18 protein-coding genes are annotated in these 18,616 nt (G+C 64.0%); 6 read left to right on the top strand and 12 right to left on the bottom strand.

Going from position 1 to position 18,616, the window contains the following annotated elements:
• Nucleotides 1–6 precede the first annotated feature (6 nt).
• The 11 genes from JN756_RS14580 to JN756_RS14530 form a co-directional block, all read right to left on the bottom strand.
• The gene (locus JN756_RS14580; protein ID WP_201022202.1) at nt 7–948 is read right to left on the bottom strand and encodes an acetaldehyde dehydrogenase (acetylating); all 942 of its coding nucleotides are present in this window, start codon (nt 946–948) and stop codon (nt 7–9) included.
• The gene (locus JN756_RS14575; RefSeq protein ID WP_201022201.1) at nt 945–2,804 is read right to left on the bottom strand and encodes a feruloyl-CoA synthase; all 1,860 of its coding nucleotides are present in this window, start codon (nt 2,802–2,804) and stop codon (nt 945–947) included. Before JN756_RS14575 ends, JN756_RS14580 begins: the two co-directional genes overlap by 4 nt.
• Nucleotides 2,805–2,912: 108 nt before the next feature.
• The gene (locus JN756_RS14570; protein WP_046383258.1) at nt 2,913–3,695 is read right to left on the bottom strand and encodes a 2-keto-4-pentenoate hydratase; all 783 of its coding nucleotides are present in this window, start codon (nt 3,693–3,695) and stop codon (nt 2,913–2,915) included.
• Nucleotides 3,696–3,724: 29 nt separating this feature from the next.
• On the bottom strand, nt 3,725–4,696 hold the full coding sequence (locus JN756_RS14565) for an NAD(P)H-dependent flavin oxidoreductase (protein ID WP_126589493.1): 972 nt from the start codon (nt 4,694–4,696) through the stop codon (nt 3,725–3,727).
• A 42-nt stretch (nt 4,697–4,738) separates the two neighbouring features.
• On the bottom strand, nt 4,739–5,551 hold the full coding sequence (gene hcaB, locus JN756_RS14560) for a 3-(cis-5,6-dihydroxycyclohexa-1,3-dien-1-yl)propanoate dehydrogenase (RefSeq protein WP_017847310.1): 813 nt from the start codon (nt 5,549–5,551) through the stop codon (nt 4,739–4,741).
• A gap of 10 nt (nt 5,552–5,561) precedes the next feature.
• Nucleotides 5,562–6,092: a 3-phenylpropionate/cinnamic acid dioxygenase subunit beta gene (locus tag JN756_RS14555; RefSeq protein WP_201022200.1), complete on the bottom strand. Its 531-nt coding sequence runs from the start codon at nt 6,090–6,092 to the stop codon at nt 5,562–5,564.
• Nucleotides 6,093–6,102: 10 nt separating this feature from the next.
• Nucleotides 6,103–7,452: an aromatic ring-hydroxylating dioxygenase subunit alpha gene (locus JN756_RS14550; RefSeq protein ID WP_057005521.1), complete on the bottom strand. Its 1,350-nt coding sequence runs from the start codon at nt 7,450–7,452 to the stop codon at nt 6,103–6,105.
• Nucleotides 7,453–7,491: 39 nt separating this feature from the next.
• Nucleotides 7,492–7,845 (bottom strand): non-heme iron oxygenase ferredoxin subunit, encoded by a 354-nt coding sequence (locus JN756_RS14545; RefSeq protein WP_017847307.1) that lies wholly within the window; start codon nt 7,843–7,845, stop codon nt 7,492–7,494.
• Nucleotides 7,817–8,692 (bottom strand): DODA-type extradiol aromatic ring-opening family dioxygenase, encoded by an 876-nt coding sequence (locus JN756_RS14540; protein ID WP_046383254.1) that lies wholly within the window; start codon nt 8,690–8,692, stop codon nt 7,817–7,819. Before JN756_RS14540 ends, JN756_RS14545 begins: the two co-directional genes overlap by 29 nt.
• Before the next feature lie 4 nt (nt 8,693–8,696).
• Complete coding sequence (locus tag JN756_RS14535; RefSeq protein WP_032804499.1) at nt 8,697–8,993, bottom strand: extradiol ring-cleavage dioxygenase; 297 nt, start codon at nt 8,991–8,993, stop codon at nt 8,697–8,699.
• Nucleotides 8,994–8,999: 6 nt separating this feature from the next.
• Entirely contained in the window at nt 9,000–9,815 is an 816-nt protein-coding gene (locus JN756_RS14530; RefSeq protein ID WP_017847304.1) for an alpha/beta fold hydrolase, read from the bottom strand.
• Between the two features lie 295 nt (nt 9,816–10,110).
• Between JN756_RS14530 and JN756_RS14525 the strand changes: the two genes are divergently transcribed.
• The 6 genes from JN756_RS14525 (at nt 10,111) to JN756_RS14500 (ending at nt 17,211) form a co-directional block, all read left to right on the top strand.
• Nucleotides 10,111–10,692 carry a TetR/AcrR family transcriptional regulator gene (locus JN756_RS14525; RefSeq protein ID WP_017847303.1) on the top strand — a complete coding sequence of 194 codons (582 nt, stop codon included), beginning with the start codon at nt 10,111–10,113 and terminating at the stop codon, nt 10,690–10,692.
• 456 nt (nt 10,693–11,148) lie between these two features.
• Nucleotides 11,149–12,186 carry a branched-chain amino acid ABC transporter permease gene (locus tag JN756_RS14520; RefSeq protein WP_046486461.1) on the top strand — a complete coding sequence of 346 codons (1,038 nt, stop codon included), beginning with the start codon at nt 11,149–11,151 and terminating at the stop codon, nt 12,184–12,186.
• The gene (locus JN756_RS14515; RefSeq protein WP_201022199.1) at nt 12,186–13,952 is read left to right on the top strand and encodes a branched-chain amino acid ABC transporter ATP-binding protein/permease; all 1,767 of its coding nucleotides are present in this window, start codon (nt 12,186–12,188) and stop codon (nt 13,950–13,952) included. The genes JN756_RS14520 and JN756_RS14515 overlap by 1 nt, the downstream gene beginning before the upstream one ends.
• 5 nt (nt 13,953–13,957) lie before the next feature.
• Complete coding sequence (locus JN756_RS14510) at nt 13,958–14,713, top strand: ABC transporter ATP-binding protein (protein ID WP_232566609.1); 756 nt, start codon at nt 13,958–13,960, stop codon at nt 14,711–14,713.
• A gap of 49 nt (nt 14,714–14,762) precedes the next feature.
• Entirely contained in the window at nt 14,763–15,899 is a 1,137-nt protein-coding gene (locus tag JN756_RS14505; protein ID WP_046486463.1) for an ABC transporter substrate-binding protein, read from the top strand.
• 31 nt (nt 15,900–15,930) lie between these two features.
• On the top strand, nt 15,931–17,211 hold the full coding sequence (locus JN756_RS14500) for an OprD family porin (RefSeq protein ID WP_046383250.1): 1,281 nt from the start codon (nt 15,931–15,933) through the stop codon (nt 17,209–17,211).
• Nucleotides 17,212–17,273: 62 nt separating this feature from the next.
• On the opposite strand, the gene JN756_RS14495 is transcribed toward JN756_RS14500, so the two are convergent.
• Nucleotides 17,274–18,614 carry an ABC transporter substrate-binding protein gene (locus tag JN756_RS14495; RefSeq protein WP_057005524.1) on the bottom strand — a complete coding sequence of 447 codons (1,341 nt, stop codon included), beginning with the start codon at nt 18,612–18,614 and terminating at the stop codon, nt 17,274–17,276.
• Between the last annotated feature and the right edge of the window lie 2 nt (nt 18,615–18,616).

Here is an 18,616-nt window from a genome sequence, read left to right as displayed (position 1 = left end):
CTCTCCTCAGGCCTGTTGCATCGACTGCGCCATGCGCTCGGCGGTAGCCAAGGCTGCGGAGGTCATGATGTCGAGGTTGCCAGCGTAGGCCGGCAGGTAATGGGCGGCGCCTTCGACTTCGAGGAACACCGAGGTTTTCAGGCCGGAGAATTTGCCCAGGCCAGGAATGTTCAGCGGCGCATCTGCCGGGATCACGTCGAACTGCACGTTTTGCTTGAGGCGATAGCCCGGCACATAAGCCTGCACGGCGGCCGCCATTTCGACGATGGAGGCTTCGACCAGCGCCTGGTCCGCCGCTTCGGACAGCACGAACACCGTGTCGCGCATGATCAACGGCGGCTCGGCCGGGTTCATCACGATGATCGCCTTGCCCTTGGCCGCGCCGCCGATCACTTCGATGGCCTTGGACGTGGTTTCGGTGAATTCGTCGATGTTGGCGCGGGTGCCGGGCCCGGCGGATTTACTCGCGATCGAGGCGACGATCTCGGCGTAATGCACCTTGGCCACGCGCGACACCGCGGCGACCATCGGAATGGTCGCTTGGCCGCCGCAGGTGACCATGTTGACGTTGAGCTGATCGAGGTTCTGCTCCAGGTTCACCACCGGTACGCAGTACGGGCCGATGGCTGCTGGCGTCAGGTCGATCAAGCGGATGCCGGGCTTGATCGCGCGCAGGAACGCATCGTTCTGCACATGCGCGCCGGCCGAGGTGGCATCGAAGACGAAGTCGATGTGCTGGAACACGTCCATGCGGGTCAGGCCTTCGACGCCTTCGTGGGTGGTGGCCACGCCCATGCGCTGGGCGCGGGCGAGGCCGTCGGAGGCCGGGTCGATGCCGACCATGACCGCCATTTCCAGATGTTTGGCGTTGCGCAGGATCTTGATCATCAGGTCGGTGCCGATGTTGCCGGAACCGATGATGGCGACTTTGAGTTTTACAGGGTTCATACGGATTCTCCGTAGACTTCAGCGAGGAGGATCACGCTGGGCTCGAGGCTGTCGGCGTACAGCCGCGTCACGGCCTCGGCGCGCAGGCTCAGCGCCATGCGCTGGTTGATGTAGCCTTTGTCGGTGATTTCGCCGTCGTTGAGACTGGGCGGCGAATCGAGAATCACCAGGCGCATGGCATGCTGGGACGACGCCGGGAATTCCTTGGCCAGCGCCAGCAGCCCCGAACACAAGGCCAGGCGCACCTCGGATTGCATCGCCAGTTGTGCGCCGCTCATCTGTTGCCCGGCGGCACCGAGCAGATCGCGCAGGGCCGGGCTCGGGTAGATCAGCGCACCGATCACGTCGCGATCATGCCCACAGATCACGCAATCGCTGACGTAAGGCGCCAAGGCACTGACCAGGCGTGGACGCAGGGTGCCCACCGATACCCAGGTGCCGCTGCTGAGTTTGAAGTCTTCAGTCACCCGACCGTCGAACTGCACCCCCAACTCCGGCCGCTGCGGGTCGACCAAGCGCCCCGCGTCGCCAATGCGGTAGAAGCCCTCCTCATCGAACGCGGCCAGGCTGCTGACCGGGTCCTTCAGGTAGCGCGGGAACACCGACGGCCCGCGCACGCGCATCTCCAGCTTGTCGCCGCAGGGCACGAACTTGAGCTGCGTGCCCGGCACCGGCAGGCCGATGATGCCGGCCTTGTCGGCGGCGAAATGCACGTTGGTGACCACCGGCGACGTCTCGGTCGAGCCCCACTCGGTGGCAAAGAACAGCGGGGTGTCGCGGACCTTGGTGGCACACGCCGCCAGCCGCCCCCAACTGCTCTGGGGCAGCGCGGCAGCGGCGTAGAACAGCATGCGCAGGCGCCCGAACAAGGCGCGCGCCAGTACCTCGTCGCGCTCGAGGTACGGCAGCAAGACCTCGTAGCCGCGCGGCACGTTGAAGTACAGGGTGGGTCGCACCGACTTGAGGTTTTCCACGGTGCGGTCGATTTGCCCCGGTAACGGCAGGCCGTCATCGATGTACAAGGTACCGCCGTTGCGCAGTACCAGGTTGAAGTTGTGGTTGGCGCCGAACACATGGCTCCAGGGCAACCAGTCGAGCACCACCAGTTCTTCGTGCTCAAGAAAGCGCCAGCACTGGGCAATCGCCTGCTGGTTGGCACAGAGCATGCCGTGGGTATTGACCACCGCCTTGGGCGCACCGGTCGAACCGGAGGTCATCAGGTAGCGCGCCGGGGTGTCGCCGTCGAGCCGTGCAAACGCTTGCATCACCGCTGGGCTTTCGGCCTTGTACAACAGCGGCAAGGCCAGCGCCCCGCGAATTTCCTGGGCGTTGCGCGCCGCCACCACCGGGCAATCCGGGTTGACCAACTCGATGGCACGGCAATAGGCATCGCCGTCGTTGACGAAAATCAGCGCCGGCTTGAGCACTTCGACAATCGCCTTGAGTTTGCTGCACCCGCTGCCGGTGTTGCGCGAGTACGCCACGGAAATCGTCGACACCGGGATGCCCACGTGCAGCGCCGCCAAGGTCAATAGCGCCTGGTCCAGATCGTTTTCCGAGAGCATCAGCAGCGGGCGCCCGGCCGGCAAGTCCAGCTCAAGCAAGCCCTGGGCCAATGCCCCCACGCGCTGGCGCACCTGGGCATAGTTCAGGCTGAACCAGCCGGCGCCGCGCCGCTCGGCCAGGTAGGCACGCTGCGGTGTCTGCACGGCCCAGTGTTCGAGCCACTGCCCGACACAGCGCGCATAGGGCTGCAGGGGCTCGGGTGAACTCAGCACGAAGCTGCCGTCGGCACGTGCCTCATACAGCACCTTGGCAGGGGCCAATTGGGTCGGATCATTGAAAAAATCGTACATTGCACGCCCTCGTGAATACGGCAGGCCATCAGCCCGCTGCTCACTCGTTTTATTGTTGTAATCGCCACCGGGTCGTCAGCCCGGTAGCAGGGTTGTTGCCTGCTGGCCTCAGCCGAAACGACAGCTCACTTCACCCAGGCGGGTGAGGCGCAAGCGCAGGCTGTCGCCCGCCACCACCGGCACCATGGGCCCGAGCGCGCCCGACAACAGCACGTCGCCCGCCTGCAACGGGCGCCCGGTCAGGGCCATGGTGCGCGCCAGCCACAGCGCAGCGTCCAGCGGGTTGCCCATGCACGCGGCCCCCACGCCGATGGCTGCCTGGGCCGCGTTCTTCTCCAGCAGCATGCCTTCGAGCGCCAGGTCCAGGCCGCGCAGGCTGACGGGGGTCTTGCCCAGCACGTAGAGGCCCGATGAGGCGTTGTCGGCCACGGTATCGACCAGGGTGATCTTCCAGTCCTCGATCGCCGAGTCGACGATTTCCAGGGCCGGCAGCACATGGTCGACGGCGCGCAGCAATTCGCCCAGGGTCGTATCGGGGTGAGGGAGATCGCGCCCCAGGACGAAGGCGATTTCGCCTTCGACCTTGGGCTGGATCAGCCGGGTGCTGTCGATGGTCTCGCCATCGCGGTATTCCATGTCGGCAAACAGCATGCCGAAATCGGGCTGATCGACGCCCAACTGCTGCTGTACCGCCAGGGACGTCAGGCCGATCTTGCGCCCGCTCAGGCGCCGACCGGCAGCCAGGGCGGCCTGGGTGTTGATCTCTTGCACGGCGTAGGCGTCGTGCAACGACTGGATGTCGAAACGCTCGGAAATGCGTGGGCAAGGGCTGCGGCTCGACCGCGCCAGGGCCAGCGCAGCGGCGGCGGCCTGAAGGTTTTCGTGGTGCATGGGGTTGCTCCTGAACGGTTCTGGATGGCTCACAACTGACGTGCGCGGCTTTCGCGATAACCCTGGTGCAACTCGTCCACCAGTTGCGCCACGCTGTAGGTGCCGGTGATCTGGCCTACGCCTTGGCCGGCCGACCACACATGTTTCCAGGCCTTGTTGGCAGTGGAGATGTCACCGGAAAAGTCGATGCTGGCGCGGTTTTCGGCGCTGGGGTCGATACCGGCCTTTTCCAGCGACGGCCGCATCCAGTTGGCAAGCACGCCGCTGACCGCCTTGGTGGTGGTCACGTCATCCAGCGAGCAGGCCACCAGCATGTCGCGGTAGGCGGCTTCCACCAGGCTTTCATGGGCGGCAATCAGGCGGGTTCCGACCAGCGAGAAATCGCAGCCCAATACCTGCGCCGCATGGATGTCGCGGCCGTTGGAAATCGCCCCGGCCAAGCCCAGAGGGCCGTCCCAGAACTGGCGCACTTCGGCGACGAAGGCGAACGGGTTGTAGCTGCCGGTATGCCCGCCCGCCCCGTTGCACACCAGGACCAGGCCATCGACGCCAGCGGCCACCGCCTTGCGCGCCAGTGCCGGGCTGATCACGTCGGCGATCACCACGCCGCCATAAGCGTGTACGGTTTCAAGGACGCGCTTGGGGCTACCCAGGGCTGTGGACACGATGGGCGGCTGATAACGGCGCACCAACTCAAGCTCAGCGTCGAAGCGGTCGTAGGTGCTGTGTACGATCATGTTGAGCATCCATGGCGCCCACTGCTCGCCGCGTTGCTGCGCCAGCTCACGCTCACGGCTGATCTGCTCCAGCCATTCCTGCAATTGTTCGACCGTTCGCGCATTGGGCGCCGGAAGGCTGCCGACGATGCCGGCCTGGCAGCAGGCGGCCACCAGGCCCGGCCCCGACACCAGGAACATCGGCGCCGCGAGGACCGGGAGGTTGAGCCCGGCAAACAGGTTCAGGAGTTGCTGTTGCGGTGCACTCAGGCTTGTTCTTGTCATCACGCATCTCTCTTATTCTAGTTATCAAGGCGTCGGCCTGGCTCAGGCCTTGCGCGGCTTGGCTGCACCGGCACTGCGGATCTCCCAGCCGCCATCGCTGTGGATGATGTTCGCCGTAGTCAGGCCGGAATTTTCCCGCGAGGCCAACAGCACGTAGTGCCCGGTGTGGTCTTCGGGCTCGGCAATCCGTTGCAACGGCACCGCCTGCGCCGCACCGGCTTCGAAGCCCGGGATCTGGTTCAGCGGCACACTGCGGCTGTTCAAGCCTTCCAGGCTTTTCATCGGCGTGTTGGTCGCCCCCGGAGCCACGCCGTTGACGCGGATGTCCGGCGCCAGCTCGTAAGCCAGTTGGCGAATCATGCCCACCAACGCATGCTTGGCGGTGACGTAGAGAATGCCACCGCCGCCGGCATAAAAGGCACTGTTGGAGAGGGTAAAGATCATGCTGCCCCGGGTTTCGCGCAGTGCCTCGATCGAGGCTTGCGCGCCCAGCAGATAACCCTGCACGTTGGTGGCGAAGAGTTTCTGGAAGGCGCCCTCGAACTCTTCCGGGGCAATACGGTCCAGGCGCGTGAAATAATCGAACACGGCAGCGTTGCCAACGAAGGTGTCAAGCCTACCAAACGCCTCAAGGGTCGCCGCCACCGCACGCTGATTGTCCTGATACCGCGACACATCCCCCTCAATCGTGATGACCGCGTCGCCAAGCGTGTCAGCCAACGCGGCCAGTTGCGCCGCATCGCGGCCCATGACCGCGACGCGCGCGCCCTCGGCCACGTAACGACGGACGATGGCGCTGCCAATCCCGCCGGTACCGCCGGTGACCAATGCCACCTGCCCTTTTAACCAAGCCATATGCCAGCCCTCAGAGGAAGGTGTTGATGTTCTTGCACAGCAACATCGCGTTAGGGATCAGGATCTTGCGCTTGAGCAACTTGAGGCCGTCGGCCTCCAGGCGCAGTACATCCTCGCGCCGGCCGGCGATCTGGTGATGCTCGTCCAGGCCGCGGCTGCGCACGTTGATAAAGCACGAGTAGGCCAGGTATTCGCCCGGCGCCGGGCCGGCATACACTTCGATATTGCTGATCAGGTGAACGTTGCGCGTCGGCGGGTTCTCGGCCCAGGCCGACGGCTGCTTGAAGCGTGCCACGCGGCGCTTGAGTTCGCGCATGCCGTCATCGAAGAAGGCCATGTGTTCCAGGCAATAGGGCCCGGATTTGTCCTCGCGGCGCCGGTTCTCGATGCCCGGCATCCAGTAGTGGATGGCTTCACTGAGACCGTGCAGCCACGCGTCCCAGCATTCGCCGTCGAGCAGGCGCGCTTCGCGCAGCAGGAACTGTTCGACGCGGCGGGTTTCCTCGACTGAAACGAGGCTGTCCTGTTGTTCGTGTGTCATCTGGCCCCCCTCAGCGCAGCGTGCCGTTGCGGTCCGGAACATCGGCCCAGGTCGGAGCCTGCAGCAGGTCCTTCCAGCGCTGATAGAACGCCCGCGCATTACATTCGTTGAGCTGGCCCTTGAACACATTGCCGGGCAACTCGCTGTTTTCGAGACGGGTGTGCATGCCCAGGCCGACGTACAGGTCCTGATAACGCGTGACCACGCCACGGCTGCTCTTGGTGCAGTACTCCCAGTTCTCGCCGTCGTCCATCTCGAACACCCCGGTGGGCGAGAACGTCATCATCGCGCCGCGCCGCCACTTGTCCTTGATCTCCTGCGGGGCGTTTTTGTTGACGATCACCCAGGTGAACAGCTCGATCTTGTGCGGGCCGCGCGGCTGCCAGATGCGAACGGTGTTTTGCCCCGGCAGAAAGGAAAAGTTGGGGAACACGGTGAACGAGGAAATCGCCCCGATCAGCCGCGAGCGGAATTCGCCGAGGCGGTCCGCCACCTTGGGACGCAGCACGTGCAGGTATTTGTTGATGTCTTTCTCGCCCAGGGTCGCGGCGTTGCCGACCACGTCGGTGGCGAACTCATAGCCGTGGCCATTCCAGTTCACCGAGTACGACTCGGGCAACTCGCCGACATTCGCCACCGGCCCGCCGAGCATGGCCTTGGCCGCCGAATCGTGGGTCCAGCCGCCGTGCAGGATGTCACCGACGAAGTTCTCGGCGGCGATCTTCCAGTTGCACTCAATGGTGGAGCGGATGCAACCACCGAGAAACTCGCTGCCGCCTTCATCCATGTCGAGCATCACGTCCATGTACCAGGTCATCGGCCCGAGGTATTCCTCCAGGGTCGGCGCATCGCTGGCAAACGTGGCGAAAACCAGGCCTTTATAGCTGGCGACACGCGCCTCGCGCAGGCCGTGCCTGGACTTGTCGAACTGGCTTTCTTCGTAGCATTTGGATTCGTGCATGCCCATCAGCCGGCCGCCATCGGCACCGAACGACCAGCCATGGTAGTTGCAGATAAAGCCGCGGGCGTTGCCGGCCTCGGCAAAGCACACCTTGTTGCCACGGTGCGGGCAGGCATTGAGGAAGACCTTGATCGAGGCGTCCTTCTGGCGCACCACCAGCACTTCGTCTTCACCCATCGAGGTGGTCAGGTAGTCGCCGGACTTGGGCAGCTGGGACTCGTGCGCGACGAACAGCCAGCAGCGCGCGAAGATTTTCTCCAGCTCCTGCTCGTAGATCGCCGGGTCCCAGAAGACCTTGCCGGACAGGCGCCCTTCCTCCATGTCGCAGATACGGTCGAGGTTGCCCAGGGCGGGCGTGCTTTCAATGGTTCTGAGCGGTATGTGTTTGTTGTTATCCATGGTTCAGACTCACAGGAATACGGTTGGACAGCGGCCCGGTCACACCGGGCTGTTGGCGGCGGCCAGCGCCTCGTCAGCCTCCAGGGCGATGTCGGCGAACACCTCGCGGTCGGTGACGATGACCTTGTAGGTGCGCAAGTGGCGCTCGCAGGGAAACGTCACCGCCTTGCCGCTGGGTACATGGAACTGGCCCCAGTGGACCGGGCAGGTAATCAGGTCGTCTTCCAGGTCGCCCTCGGCCAGCGAAGCGGTGGCGTGGGTACACATGTCGGTGGTGGCGTAGAACGTGCCCCCCAGGTTGTAGACGCAGATGGCGTCGCCCTCGCGGTGGGCAACCTTCTTCAGCTCCCCTGGCGCCAGCTCATCACGTTGGCAAAGTAATACACGGCTCATGCTCGGCCCTCACACTCAGTTGCACAAAGCCCAGCCCGGTGACCCAGGCGGGTACGGCTTCATAGGCAATCACTTCGCCCTGCGGGCGCTCGATGGCGGCCAGGGCGCAGGCGAAGTTACGGATTTCCATCGCGCCGTTGCCGGCCCGACGCAGGATCTCTTCGTCGCTGTAGGCGCACAGCGCTTGCAAGTCGCCATTGACGCCGAGGGCGAGAATCTCGCGATCGAAGTCTTCAGCCACCCGGCCCATCTCGGCGGTGCCGACCCAGTGGCTGATCCCGCCACTGCCGATAATCACCACACGCTCGTCGGCATCGAACGCTTCGACGGCCGCGCGCAGTTGCCGGCCGAGGTCGGCCGACCGCTGGAGCGAGATGTACGGGTCAACGCCGCACGCCAGGTACACCGGGATGCTCGGCAACTCACGCCCGAGCAAGGCCTCGGCCGGCTTGACCACCAGTTGGTGCGGAATGGAAAAGGAATGGTCGACGGTAAAACTGCGCGCCACGGTCCAGTCCACGCCCTGCCCATCGCCGTGCTCGACAATGTGCGCGGCCAACGCTTGATGATTGCGCACCGCGCCACGTTCCAGGCCCGGCAGGCGATCGATGGGGCCATCCACATCGCCGGTGCCGATCACATAGCGCGGCAGGCAATGGGTGCCGAACAGAATGTAATGGTCGCAACCGACGATGATCACCGAGGTCGGCTGCAAGGCCGCCAGGCGTTCGGCGCAGGCTTCGTATGCAGCCCATACCGCCTCACGTTGCGCCAACGGCGGCGCGTCGGGTGCCACGAACATTACCGGGTCATGCGGCATCCAGAAGCCGCCTACTATCTTGCCCATCGGTTCACCCCTTGAGCGCGGCGGAAAATCCCGCGCTGTGTTCGTCGGTAGCGCCCAGGCGCTGTTTGTAGAGGCTCATGTTGCGGTCAGGGGCAAGCTCCTGCCAGAAGCCCATGGTCAGCATCGGGTTGACCCCGGCCGCCTGCAGCCCGGCAACATCGAACTCCACGATCATGCGGACCTCGGCCTCCTCCAGGGCAAAACGCCCGAGGAACCCGACCGCGTCCTGCCGAAAGCGCTCTTTGGCGACACGCTCGACGCACAGCTGCCAGAGCGCACGCTCCATAACGTTTCTGCTCATACCGGCCTACTCGCTGAGGAAATCGCGGACCAGCGCGGCAAAGCGGCGCGGCTGCTCGCTCTGCACCCAGTGCCCGCAGCGCCCGAACAGGTGCAGGTCGGCATCGGGAATGCTGTTGGCGATCAGCAGCCCGCACTCGGGCGGCACCACGCGGTCTTCACGGCCGTGTACCACCAGCGTCGGCGCGACGATCTTGGCCAACGCGGCCGCGGGAAAGCCCTTGACCAGGGTCGGACCGTCGGCGGCCGGCTGCGGGATCAGTTTGCGTAGCGCCTGCTGGGCACCAGGGCGCGCACTGGCTTCGTAACGTGCCTGCACCATCGCCTCGGTAATCAGCGACACGTCATAGGGGAACAGCTTCATCAGCTCGCGCATGTTGTCCAGTGATGGCTCGTATTCCCAGGCGCCGCGCAAGCCTGGGGTCTGCACGAACTCACCGGCCGGGGTGCCGAGCAACACCAGCTTGTTGACGCGCTCCGGTGCGAACACCGCCAGGCCGATGGCCAGCGCGCCGCCAAACGAATTGCCGACGAACGAGGCTTTTTCGATGTCCAGGGCATCCATGATGCCGAGCAGATGGTTGACCCACAGCTTGATGTCGTACTTGGCGTCGTCCTTGAACTCGGTGAAGCCGAAGCCGGCGATGTCCGGCACGACCACGCGCCAGCGATCAGCGAACACCGGCACGGTATTGGCCCAGTTGGCCCAGCCCGATACACCGGGGCCCGAACCATGCAACAGGAACAAGGCCTCGCCCTGACCGGCTTCGTGGTAGTGAGTCTGGTGCCCTGCTGCAAGCAGAGTCTTGGGATTTGCGCTCATGTCGGCCTCCGGTTCTTATTCTTAACATACAGATGTGTATCTGTATGCTATTTACCGATTTGACCTGCGTCAATTAAAAAAACGTGGCTTTGTGCAAATAATCTAAAAGCCAACCTACACACATGTACTCTAGAATCCGAGCACACGCAGCCCCCATGCGCGGGCCACAGTCGGTGCGCTGGCAATAGCTTCGTCGTTGCGCCGGGCGTTAGAATGGCGGCTCGCTGCCAAGGCGGGCGTCGAACGCTGCTGTGCCCTGGCGCTTATCCAGCTTGTTGGACAAGGCCCCTAGACAATGTCATCACGCACCAACCTCACGCGGGAAGATTGGATTCATGCGGCACAGGAAGTCCTGGTTACCAGCGGCGTCGACGCTGTGCGGGTCGACACCCTGGCCAAGGAATTGAAGATCACCCGTGGCAGCTTCTACTACCACTTCAAAAGTCGCGGGGAACTGCTCGAAGGCATCCTCGGCAACTGGCGCGCACGCGCCACCGAAGATGTGATTCTGCACCTGCGCAATGCCCACAGCTCGCCGCTGCAACAACTGCATCGCCTGCTCGAACTGCCCTCCCACGGGCAGACCGCCAAGGACGCCGCCTCGATCGAGCTGGGCATTCGCGGCTGGGCCCGCCGCGACAAGCAGGCGCGCCAGGCCATCGACGAAGTCGACAGCCACCGCCTGAGCTACATCGAAGGCCTGCTGATCCAGGCCGGCGTGCCCAGTGGCGATGCCCAGGACCGCGCCTACCTGATCTATGCCTACCAGATCAGCCTGTCATTGCTGCACAGCGAAGACACCCCGCAACAACGCCTGGAACGCAGCCAGCGCATGGCCGGCATCCTGATCCCCGAATCCTGCACCCTCCCCGCCTGAGCCCGGATGCCGACCTGCGTCGGCATTCATAAAAATACATAAATGTATCTTTCAAGATCACGAAGCAGCACGCGCACTGGGTGCTGAACTTTTCAGATGAAAAAGATTATTTTATTTTTTTATCTAAAAACAACAACATAGATTAGAAACCCGCCTTTAAACAAACCGTTACAGCGGCGCCTATTGACAAAGCGCCCACCCTCCCGCGTAGTCTATACATACACATTCACATGTGTATTTTAAAGCTGTGTATGGCGCTCCCTCAGGCTTATCCACACGACAATAAGAATAGAAAACGGGTACCTCACTATGCACTTGCATGCACCCCTGCGCACGGCCACACCCTGCGCGCTTGACACCTCGCCCTCCCGACGACAGCACCCCGGCACGGCATTGACCGACGCCCGCTGGCGCACACCTTCGCCTCCCTTTCCTACCGCTCGCTGAGGGCCGCTCATGGATATCTCGATACTGGCGTTTCTCGCCCAGGACGGCCTGACCACGGGCGCGATTTATGCCTTGGTGGCGCTGGCCCTGGTGCTGGTGTTCTCGGTGACGCGCACCATCCTGGTGTGCCAGGGCGACTTCGTCACCTACAGCGCCCTGACCCTGGCCACCCTGCAACTGGGGCTGATGCCCGGCACCCTATGGCTGCTGCTCGGCTGCTCGCTGGCCGCCTGCACACTGGACAGCATCGCCGCGTTGCGCCGTGGTCAATCGCGCCGGGTGCCCGGCCTGCTGGCACGCTACCTGGGCTTGCCGACGGTGCTGTGGGTGGTGCTGGACACCTTCGAGCTGGCCGGTTTGCCGGCCGTGTTGCAGATCCTGCTGACCCTGGCGCTGGTCACGCCGCTGGGGCCGCTGCTGTATCGCCTGGTGTATCAACGGGTGGCCGAGACCTCGGTGCTGTTGCTGCTGATCGTATCGGTGGCCGTACACATCACGCTGGTGGGTATCAGCTTGCTGATGTTCGGCGCAGAAGGGGTTCGCACCGATGCCCTGGCCGAAGCGGTGTTCATGCTCGGTGAGCTGCCGGTGGGCCTGCAAAGCCTGTTGGTGATCGCCAGCGCCCTGCTGCTGATCGGCCTGCTCTACGCGTTCTTCGGCCACAGCCTGTATGGCAAGGCCCTGCGCGCCACGGCACTGAATCGCAAGGGCGCGCAACTGGTGGGCATCCCCACACAGCTGGCCGGCAAGGCAGCGTTCGGCCTGGCGGCGTTGATCGGCGCCATTTCCGGCGTGCTGATCGGCCCGCTGACCACCCTGTACTACGACTCGGGCTTTCTGATCAGCCTCAAGGGGTTTGTCGCTGCGATCTTCGGCGGCCTGGCCAGTTACCCGATTGCCGCGGCCAGTGCGTTTTTCGTCGGTGTCCTGGAGAGCTTCGCCAACTTCGGCGCCTCGGCCTACAAGGAGGTGATCGTGTTCACCCTGGTGATCCCGGTACTGCTGTGGCTCTCGTTGAAGCACCCTCACCTTGAGGAGCAACACTGATGATCCGTCGACTGATCCCCCTGTTCACCCTGCTGCTGCTGGCGGGCCTGGCACCAGTGCTGCTGCCGACCTTCCATGTCACGCTGCTGAATTACATCGGCCTGTACAGCCTGGTCGCCCTGGGCCTAGTGCTGCTGACCGGCATCGGCGGCATGACCTCGTTCGGCCAGGCCGCGTTCGTCGGTATCGGCGCCTACGCCAGCGCGGTGCTGACCACCCAATATGGCCTGTCGCCCTGGCTCGGTTTGCTTGCGGGCCTGGCGATTACCCTTGTGGTTGCCACCAGCCTGGGCCTGTTGACCCTGCGCCTGGCCGGCCACTACCTGCCCATCGGCACCCTGGCCTGGGGCCTGGCGCTGTTCTATCTGTTCGGCAACCTGCCCGGGCTGGGCGGCTTCGGCGGCCTGCAAAACCTGCCGAATATCAGCCTGTTCGGCTGGCAGGTCCGCGACCCGGCCGACTTCAGCCTGCTGATTGGGCTGCTGTTGGCGATCAGCCTGTGGCTGCTCGACAACCTGCTGCACAGCCGCCAGGGCCGCGCCATCCGCACCCTCAAGGATTCCGCCGGCATGGCTGAGGCGATGGGCATCGACACGGCGCGCAGCCGCTTGCAGGTGTTCATCATCGCGGCCCTGCTCGCGGCGTTGTCGGGCTGGCTGTACGCGCACCTGCAACGGGTGGTCAATCCCACGCCGTTCTCGGTGGTGATGGGTATCGAGTATCTGTTCATGATCGTGCTCGGCGGCGTTGCCAGCCTCTGGGGCGCACTGCTCGGTGCAGCCCTGCTGACCCTGATCAAACAGGTGCTGCAAGACGTACTGCCACAGCTGTTCGGACACGCCGACAACGTCGAGATGATTTTCTTCGGCGTGCTGGTGATCCTGGTCCTGCAATACGCCCGTGGCGGCCTGTTGCCATTGCTGAGCGGCCTGTTCCCGAGGGCACAACCCCGTCCGCTGCCCGAGCACCCGGCCCATGCGCTGCCCCGCCGGACGATGCCCGCCAACGGGCAGCCGTTGATGGTCGCAGAAGGTCTGCTCAAGCAGTTTGGCGGACTGGTGGCCAACAAGGACATGGGTTTGACCGTCAATGGCGCCGAAATCACCGCGCTGATCGGTCCCAACGGCGCCGGCAAGTCGACCCTGTTCAATCTGTTGTCCGGGGTGCTCGCGCCCAATGCCGGCCAGATCGTTTTTCTCGGCCAGCGCATCGACGGCCTGTCGCCGCGTGCCATCGCCCGACTGGGCGTCAGCCGCACCTTCCAGCACGTGCGTTTGTTGCCGGACATGAGTGTCCTGGAAAACGTCGCCCTCGGCGCCCATGCCCGGGGCAAAGCCGGGCTGCTGCGCTCGATGCTGCATCTGGAGCGCGAAGAGGAAGCCGCCCTGCTGGCCGAAGCCCGGCGCCAGATCGAGCGCGTGGGCCTGGGCGCCGCCCTGCACACCCCCGCCGGCAGCCTGCCGTTGGGCCAGCAGCGCATCGTCGAAATTGCCCGGGCGCTGTGCAGCGATCCCCTGTTGCTGTTGCTCGACGAACCCGCCGCCGGACTGCGCCATGGCGAAAAGCAGGCACTCGCCCACCTGCTCGAACAACTGCGCAGCGAAGGCCTCGGCGTGCTGCTGGTGGAGCACGACATGGAATTCGTCATGGGCCTGGCCGACCAGATCGTGGTGATGGAATTCGGCCAGCGCCTGGCCGGTGGCACGCCGCTGCAGATACAGCAAAACCCTGCGGTGCTTGCCGCCTACCTTGGAGGTGTCGAATGAGTCGCCTGCTGGATGTACGCAACCTGACGATCAGCCACGGCAAGGTCGAAGCGGTACGCCAACTCAATCTGAGCCTGGAGGAAGGCCAGATCGTCAGCCTGATCGGCCCCAACGGCGCCGGCAAGACCACCTTGATGGCGGCGCTGATCGGCCTGCTGCCAGCACAGGGCCAGGTGAGTTACGCCGGCCAGCCGCTGCTGGCGCACCACGACGTCGCCCAGCGCATCGACAAGGGCATGGCGCTGGTGCCGGAAAGCCGCGAACTGTTCGGCCTGATGAGCGTCGAGGACAACCTGCGCCTGGGGGCCTTCAGCCGTCATCGGCGTGGCTTTCGCGACCACCAGAAGACCCTCGACGAAGTTTTCGGCCTGTTCCCGCGCATGTACGAACGGCGCAGTCAGCCGGCCTGCACCCTGTCGGGCGGCGAGCGCCAGATGCTTGCCATCGGCCGCGCGCTGATGGCCAAGCCGCGCTTGCTGATGCTCGACGAACCCAGCCTGGGCCTGGCCCCGCGGGTGATCGGCGAAATCTTCACGATCTTCGAGACCCTGCGCCAGAGCGGCGTGTCGATCCTGCTGGTCGAGCAAAACGCCCGCGCCGCGCTGAAGATTTCCGACTACGGCTACGTGCTCGAAGTCGGGGAAATCGTGCTTGAAGGCAGCGCCCAAGCCTTGGCCAACAACCCCCAGGTGGCCGAAATCTACCTGGGCCGCCCACCCACCCGAGCCGCCATGGAGGTCACCAGCGCTACCGGCACGTAGCGCCCTGCCACAGCCTTTGCCACACCATAAAAAAATATCAGGAGCGTGTATGAGATCGATTTTTCCCTTGCTGTTGCTGGCCTCACTGTCTGCCGCCGCACAGGCGGACATGACCGTCGGCGTGATTCTCTCCACCACCGGCCCCGGTGCCTCGCTGGGTATTCCCGAGCGCAATACCGTGGCCCTGTTGCCCAAGGAAATTGCCGGCCAGGCGGTGAAATACGTGGTACTGGACGACGGCAGCGACAGCACGGCCGCCGCCAAGAACGCGCGCAAACTGGTGAGTGAAAACCGTGTCGACCTGTTGATCGGCTCCACCACCGTGCCCACCTCGGCGGCCGTGGCGCAAATCGCCAAGGAGAGCAAGACCGCGCAGATCGCCCTGGCCCCATTCGCCCCGGCAAGCGGCGAACAGACCTGGATTTTCACCGTCGCCCAGACCAACACCTTGATGGCCGAGGCGCTGATCGAGCACATGCAAAAAGCCGGCGTAAAAACCCTGGCGTATATCGGCTACAACGATGTGTGGGGCGAAGACTGGCACAAAGTGCTGAGCGAGATGGCGCCGGCGGCAGGCATCCAATTGGTGCGAGACGAGCGCTTCAACCGCACCGACTCGTCGGTCAGCGGCCAGGCCCTGAAGGTCATGAGCAGCAAGCCCGATGCGGTATTGATCGGCGCCACCGGCACACCCGCGGCCCTGCCCCACACCGAACTGCGGCGCCTGGGTTACAAGGGCACCATTTACCACACCCATGGTGCGGCCAACAGCGCGTTCCTGCGCATCGGCGACAAAGCCTTGAACGGCGCGATCCTGCCCGTGGGGCCCGTGGTGGTGTGGGACAAACTGCCGGCCAGCCACCCGTCCAAAGCCATCGCCAGCCAATACGCGCAGGATTACCAGGCCCAGTACGGCGCCAACAGCCTGTCGCCATTCGGCGCCTACCTGTACGACGCCATGCGCCTGGTGGAGGCCGCCGTGCCGGCCGCGCTCAAAGGCAGCACACCGGGCACGCCAGCGTTTCGCGAGCAACTGCGCGACCAGCTAGAGCAGACCCGCAACGTGGTCGGCACCCACGGCGTGTACAACCTGAGCGCCACCGACCACTTCGGCCACGACCAGCGCGCTCGCGCACTGGTGACGGTGCAGGATCAGCAGTGGGTCCTCTTGCATGCCCCTGAATAACCCCGACAACAATAATAAAAAGGCAACGTCCATGAGTACTCTGAAACGGGTTCACACCACCCTCGCCCTCGGTACGCTGTGCAGCATCAGCCCCGCGCTGCTGGCCCAGGGTTTTATCGAAGACAGCAAGGCCACGCTGACTTCACGCAACTACTACTTCGACCGCGACTACAAAGGCGACTCGGCGCAATCGGCCACCCGTGAATGGGCGCAGGGCTTCATCCTGCGCTTCACTTCCGGTTATACCCCTGGCACCGTGGGGTTTGGCCTGGATGCCCAAGGCCTGCTCGGCTTGAAACTCGACTCCAGCCCCGATCGCACCGGCACCGGCCTGCTGTCGTACAACCCGGTCACTCGCCAGCCGAACGACAGCTATTCAGAACTGGGGCTGACCGGCAAGGTCAAAGTATCGAAAACCGAACTGCAGGGCGGCACGCTCGCGCCGAATCTGCCCATCCTGTTTGCCAGCCCGACGCGCCTGCTGCCACAGACCTTTCGTGGCGCCCAGCTCAAGTCCCAGGACATCGACAACCTGACGCTCAATGCCGGCTGGCTCGACCGCATGAACCAGCGCGATTCGACCAACTACCAGAAGATCACCCTGGCCTCGCCCAACCGGCGCTTCAACGGTGCGGCCGAATCGGACAGCTTCAGCTTTGCCGGCGGCGACTACAAATGGTCCGACGCTCTCACACTCAAGTACTACCACGCGGAACTTGCGGACATTTATCGCCAGGACTTCGTCGGGTTTATCGACAATCGCCCACTGGGCCCGGGGCGGGTGAAAACCGATGTGCGCTACCACATCAGTGGCGAGGACGGCCCCGCCAAAGCGGGCAAGGTCGACAACCGCACCTTCGGCGTGATGAGCACCTACAGCCTGGGCGCCCACAGCCTCGGGCTCGGTTACATGCAACTGAGCGGTGATACGGCAATGCCCTACATCGCCGGTTCAGAACCGATGGTGGTCAGTGAAGGCGCCTTGAGCAGCGAGTTCCTCAACCCCAAGGAACGCACCTGGCAGGTCCGCTACGACTATGACTTCGCCGCCCTGGCGGTTCCCGGGCTCAAGGGCATGCTGCGGTATCTGGACGCCAGCCATATCGAACTACCGAGTGCATTGGGCGGCAGTGATCGCAGCGAGAGCGAAAAAGACATAGAGCTGTCTTATGTGGTGCAGAGCGGCACCTTCAAGAACGTCGCGTTCCGCTTGCGCCATGCCTGGTACCGCAATGACTTCGCCCCTACCGCTTCGTTTCGCGATGACAACGAACTGCGGGTGAACATCGATTACACCTTGGCGCTCTGGTAAAGCCTCAATAGGTTAACCCGTTGCGAAACACCCCGGCTTTCCGGGGTGTTTTGCGTTGAGGCTTACTCGGCCGCGCAGTCGCGCGCCGCGATGCCCTTCTCCTGGGCATACGCGGCAGACTTGGCCTCGATCAACGGGCGCAAGGTGGCGCGGTCGGCCTGGACCCAGTCGGTCACCAGCACCCATTTTTGCCCGTCCCACTGCTGCACCCGGGCTGAACCGCCGCCTTCGTGGTCGGCGCAGGACAGTTTCAACGGCGCGAGCAAGCCTTCGAGACCCAACGCCTTGATGCGAGCGGCGTCGATGTCCAAATGCTCGAACGCCCAGCGCGTTTCCTCACCGTTCAGCCCACGATTGCCGAACTTGGCCTGGCCGGTGCGCAAGGCTTCGACTGCAATGGCCGCGTTGATCAGGCCGATGTTGTAGTAGACCTTGCCGAAGTAACTCGGGTCTTTGAGGTTGCTCTTGCCCGGGTCCAGGATGAACTGCTTGAGTTTGCGGTGGATCTCGAAGCTGTCGCCACCGGGGAACGGCGCCAGCGCCTGGTAGCCTTTGGCGGCGGTGCCCGCGGGGATCACATCGGCTTCGGAGCCGGCCCACACGTCTCCGATCAGGCGGTCCACCGGGATGCCAAAACGCACGGCGGTCTTGATGCCGACCGGGGTGGACACGCCCCAGGTGCGCAGGAACACCCAGTCCGGGTTGATCTGACGGACCTGCCGCCATTGGGTCGACTGCTCGTTGCCGGGGTCCGCCACCGGGATCTGGATATTCTCGAAACCGTACTTTTGCGCGAGCAATTGCATCGCCGCCTGGGTTTCGCGGCCATAGGCGGAGTCGTGGTAGACCGTGACGATCTTCTTGCCCTTGAGTTTGTCCAGGCCGCCTTCGCGCTGGGCGATGTAGTTGATCCCCACCGACGCCTGGCCGTAGTAGTTGAGCAACAGCGGGAAGGCGTAAGGGAACACGCGGCCATCGGTCGATTCGGTACGCCCGCCGGCACCGTCGATCAGCGGGATATGGTCGACGGCGGCGCGGTCCATCAGCGCATAGGACGCCGGCGTGCTGTGGGTGAAGAAGAAGCCGGTCGGCGCGCCGTCGAGGCCGGCCTTGTAGCGTTCGTAGCATTCGATGATACGGTCGGTCTTCCACTCGGTCTCGCACTCTTGCCAGACCAGTTTGACCCCGTTCACGCCGCCTTCGACCTCATTGATATAGCGGAAGTAGTCGATCTCCCCCGCCCACCACGGGATGCCGCTGGAGGCGTAGGCGCCGACCCGGTAGGTCGCCAGCGGGATGAACTGTTGATCATTGGCCGCCTGGGCCGCGGCCGGCAGCAGCCCGCCCAAGGTGCCGATTGCCAGCAGGCCGGCAATAAACGTGCGTTGCAAGGTGTTGTGCATGG

It is taken from the genome of Pseudomonas sp. Y39-6 (assembly GCF_023651955.1).
Classification (GTDB): Bacteria; Pseudomonadota; Gammaproteobacteria; order Pseudomonadales; family Pseudomonadaceae; genus Aquipseudomonas; species Aquipseudomonas veronii.
The sequence above is the reverse complement of the archived record's forward strand: the minus strand, read 5'-3'. Positions and strand labels throughout refer to the sequence as shown.

Excerpts from the sequence above, each read along its gene's own strand:
- JN756_RS14550 (WP_057005521.1), bottom strand. The coding sequence starts at position 7,452 with ATGGATAACAACAAACACATACCGCTCAGAACCATTGAAAGCACGCCC.
- JN756_RS14505 (WP_046486463.1), top strand. The coding sequence starts at position 14,763 with ATGAGATCGATTTTTCCCTTGCTGTTGCTGGCCTCACTGTCTGCCGCC.
- JN756_RS14525 (WP_017847303.1), top strand. The coding sequence starts at position 10,111 with ATGTCATCACGCACCAACCTCACGCGGGAAGATTGGATTCATGCGGCA.
- JN756_RS14555 (WP_201022200.1), bottom strand. The coding sequence starts at position 6,092 with ATGACACACGAACAACAGGACAGCCTCGTTTCAGTCGAGGAAACCCGC.
- JN756_RS14500 (WP_046383250.1), top strand. The coding sequence starts at position 15,931 with ATGAGTACTCTGAAACGGGTTCACACCACCCTCGCCCTCGGTACGCTG.
- JN756_RS14540 (WP_046383254.1), bottom strand. The coding sequence starts at position 8,692 with ATGGGCAAGATAGTAGGCGGCTTCTGGATGCCGCATGACCCGGTAATG.
- JN756_RS14530 (WP_017847304.1), bottom strand. The coding sequence starts at position 9,815 with ATGAGCGCAAATCCCAAGACTCTGCTTGCAGCAGGGCACCAGACTCAC.
- JN756_RS14535 (WP_032804499.1), bottom strand. The coding sequence starts at position 8,993 with ATGAGCAGAAACGTTATGGAGCGTGCGCTCTGGCAGCTGTGCGTCGAG.
- JN756_RS14545 (WP_017847307.1), bottom strand. The coding sequence starts at position 7,845 with ATGAGCCGTGTATTACTTTGCCAACGTGATGAGCTGGCGCCAGGGGAG.
- JN756_RS14565 (WP_126589493.1), bottom strand. The coding sequence starts at position 4,696 with ATGACAAGAACAAGCCTGAGTGCACCGCAACAGCAACTCCTGAACCTG.
- JN756_RS14495 (WP_057005524.1), bottom strand. The coding sequence starts at position 18,614 with ATGCACAACACCTTGCAACGCACGTTTATTGCCGGCCTGCTGGCAATC.
- JN756_RS14575 (WP_201022201.1), bottom strand. The coding sequence starts at position 2,804 with ATGTACGATTTTTTCAATGATCCGACCCAATTGGCCCCTGCCAAGGTG.
- JN756_RS14515 (WP_201022199.1), top strand. The coding sequence starts at position 12,186 with ATGATCCGTCGACTGATCCCCCTGTTCACCCTGCTGCTGCTGGCGGGC.
- hcaB (WP_017847310.1), bottom strand. The coding sequence starts at position 5,551 with ATGGCTTGGTTAAAAGGGCAGGTGGCATTGGTCACCGGCGGTACCGGC.
- JN756_RS14520 (WP_046486461.1), top strand. The coding sequence starts at position 11,149 with ATGGATATCTCGATACTGGCGTTTCTCGCCCAGGACGGCCTGACCACG.
- JN756_RS14580 (WP_201022202.1), bottom strand. The coding sequence starts at position 948 with ATGAACCCTGTAAAACTCAAAGTCGCCATCATCGGTTCCGGCAACATC.
- JN756_RS14570 (WP_046383258.1), bottom strand. The coding sequence starts at position 3,695 with ATGCACCACGAAAACCTTCAGGCCGCCGCCGCTGCGCTGGCCCTGGCG.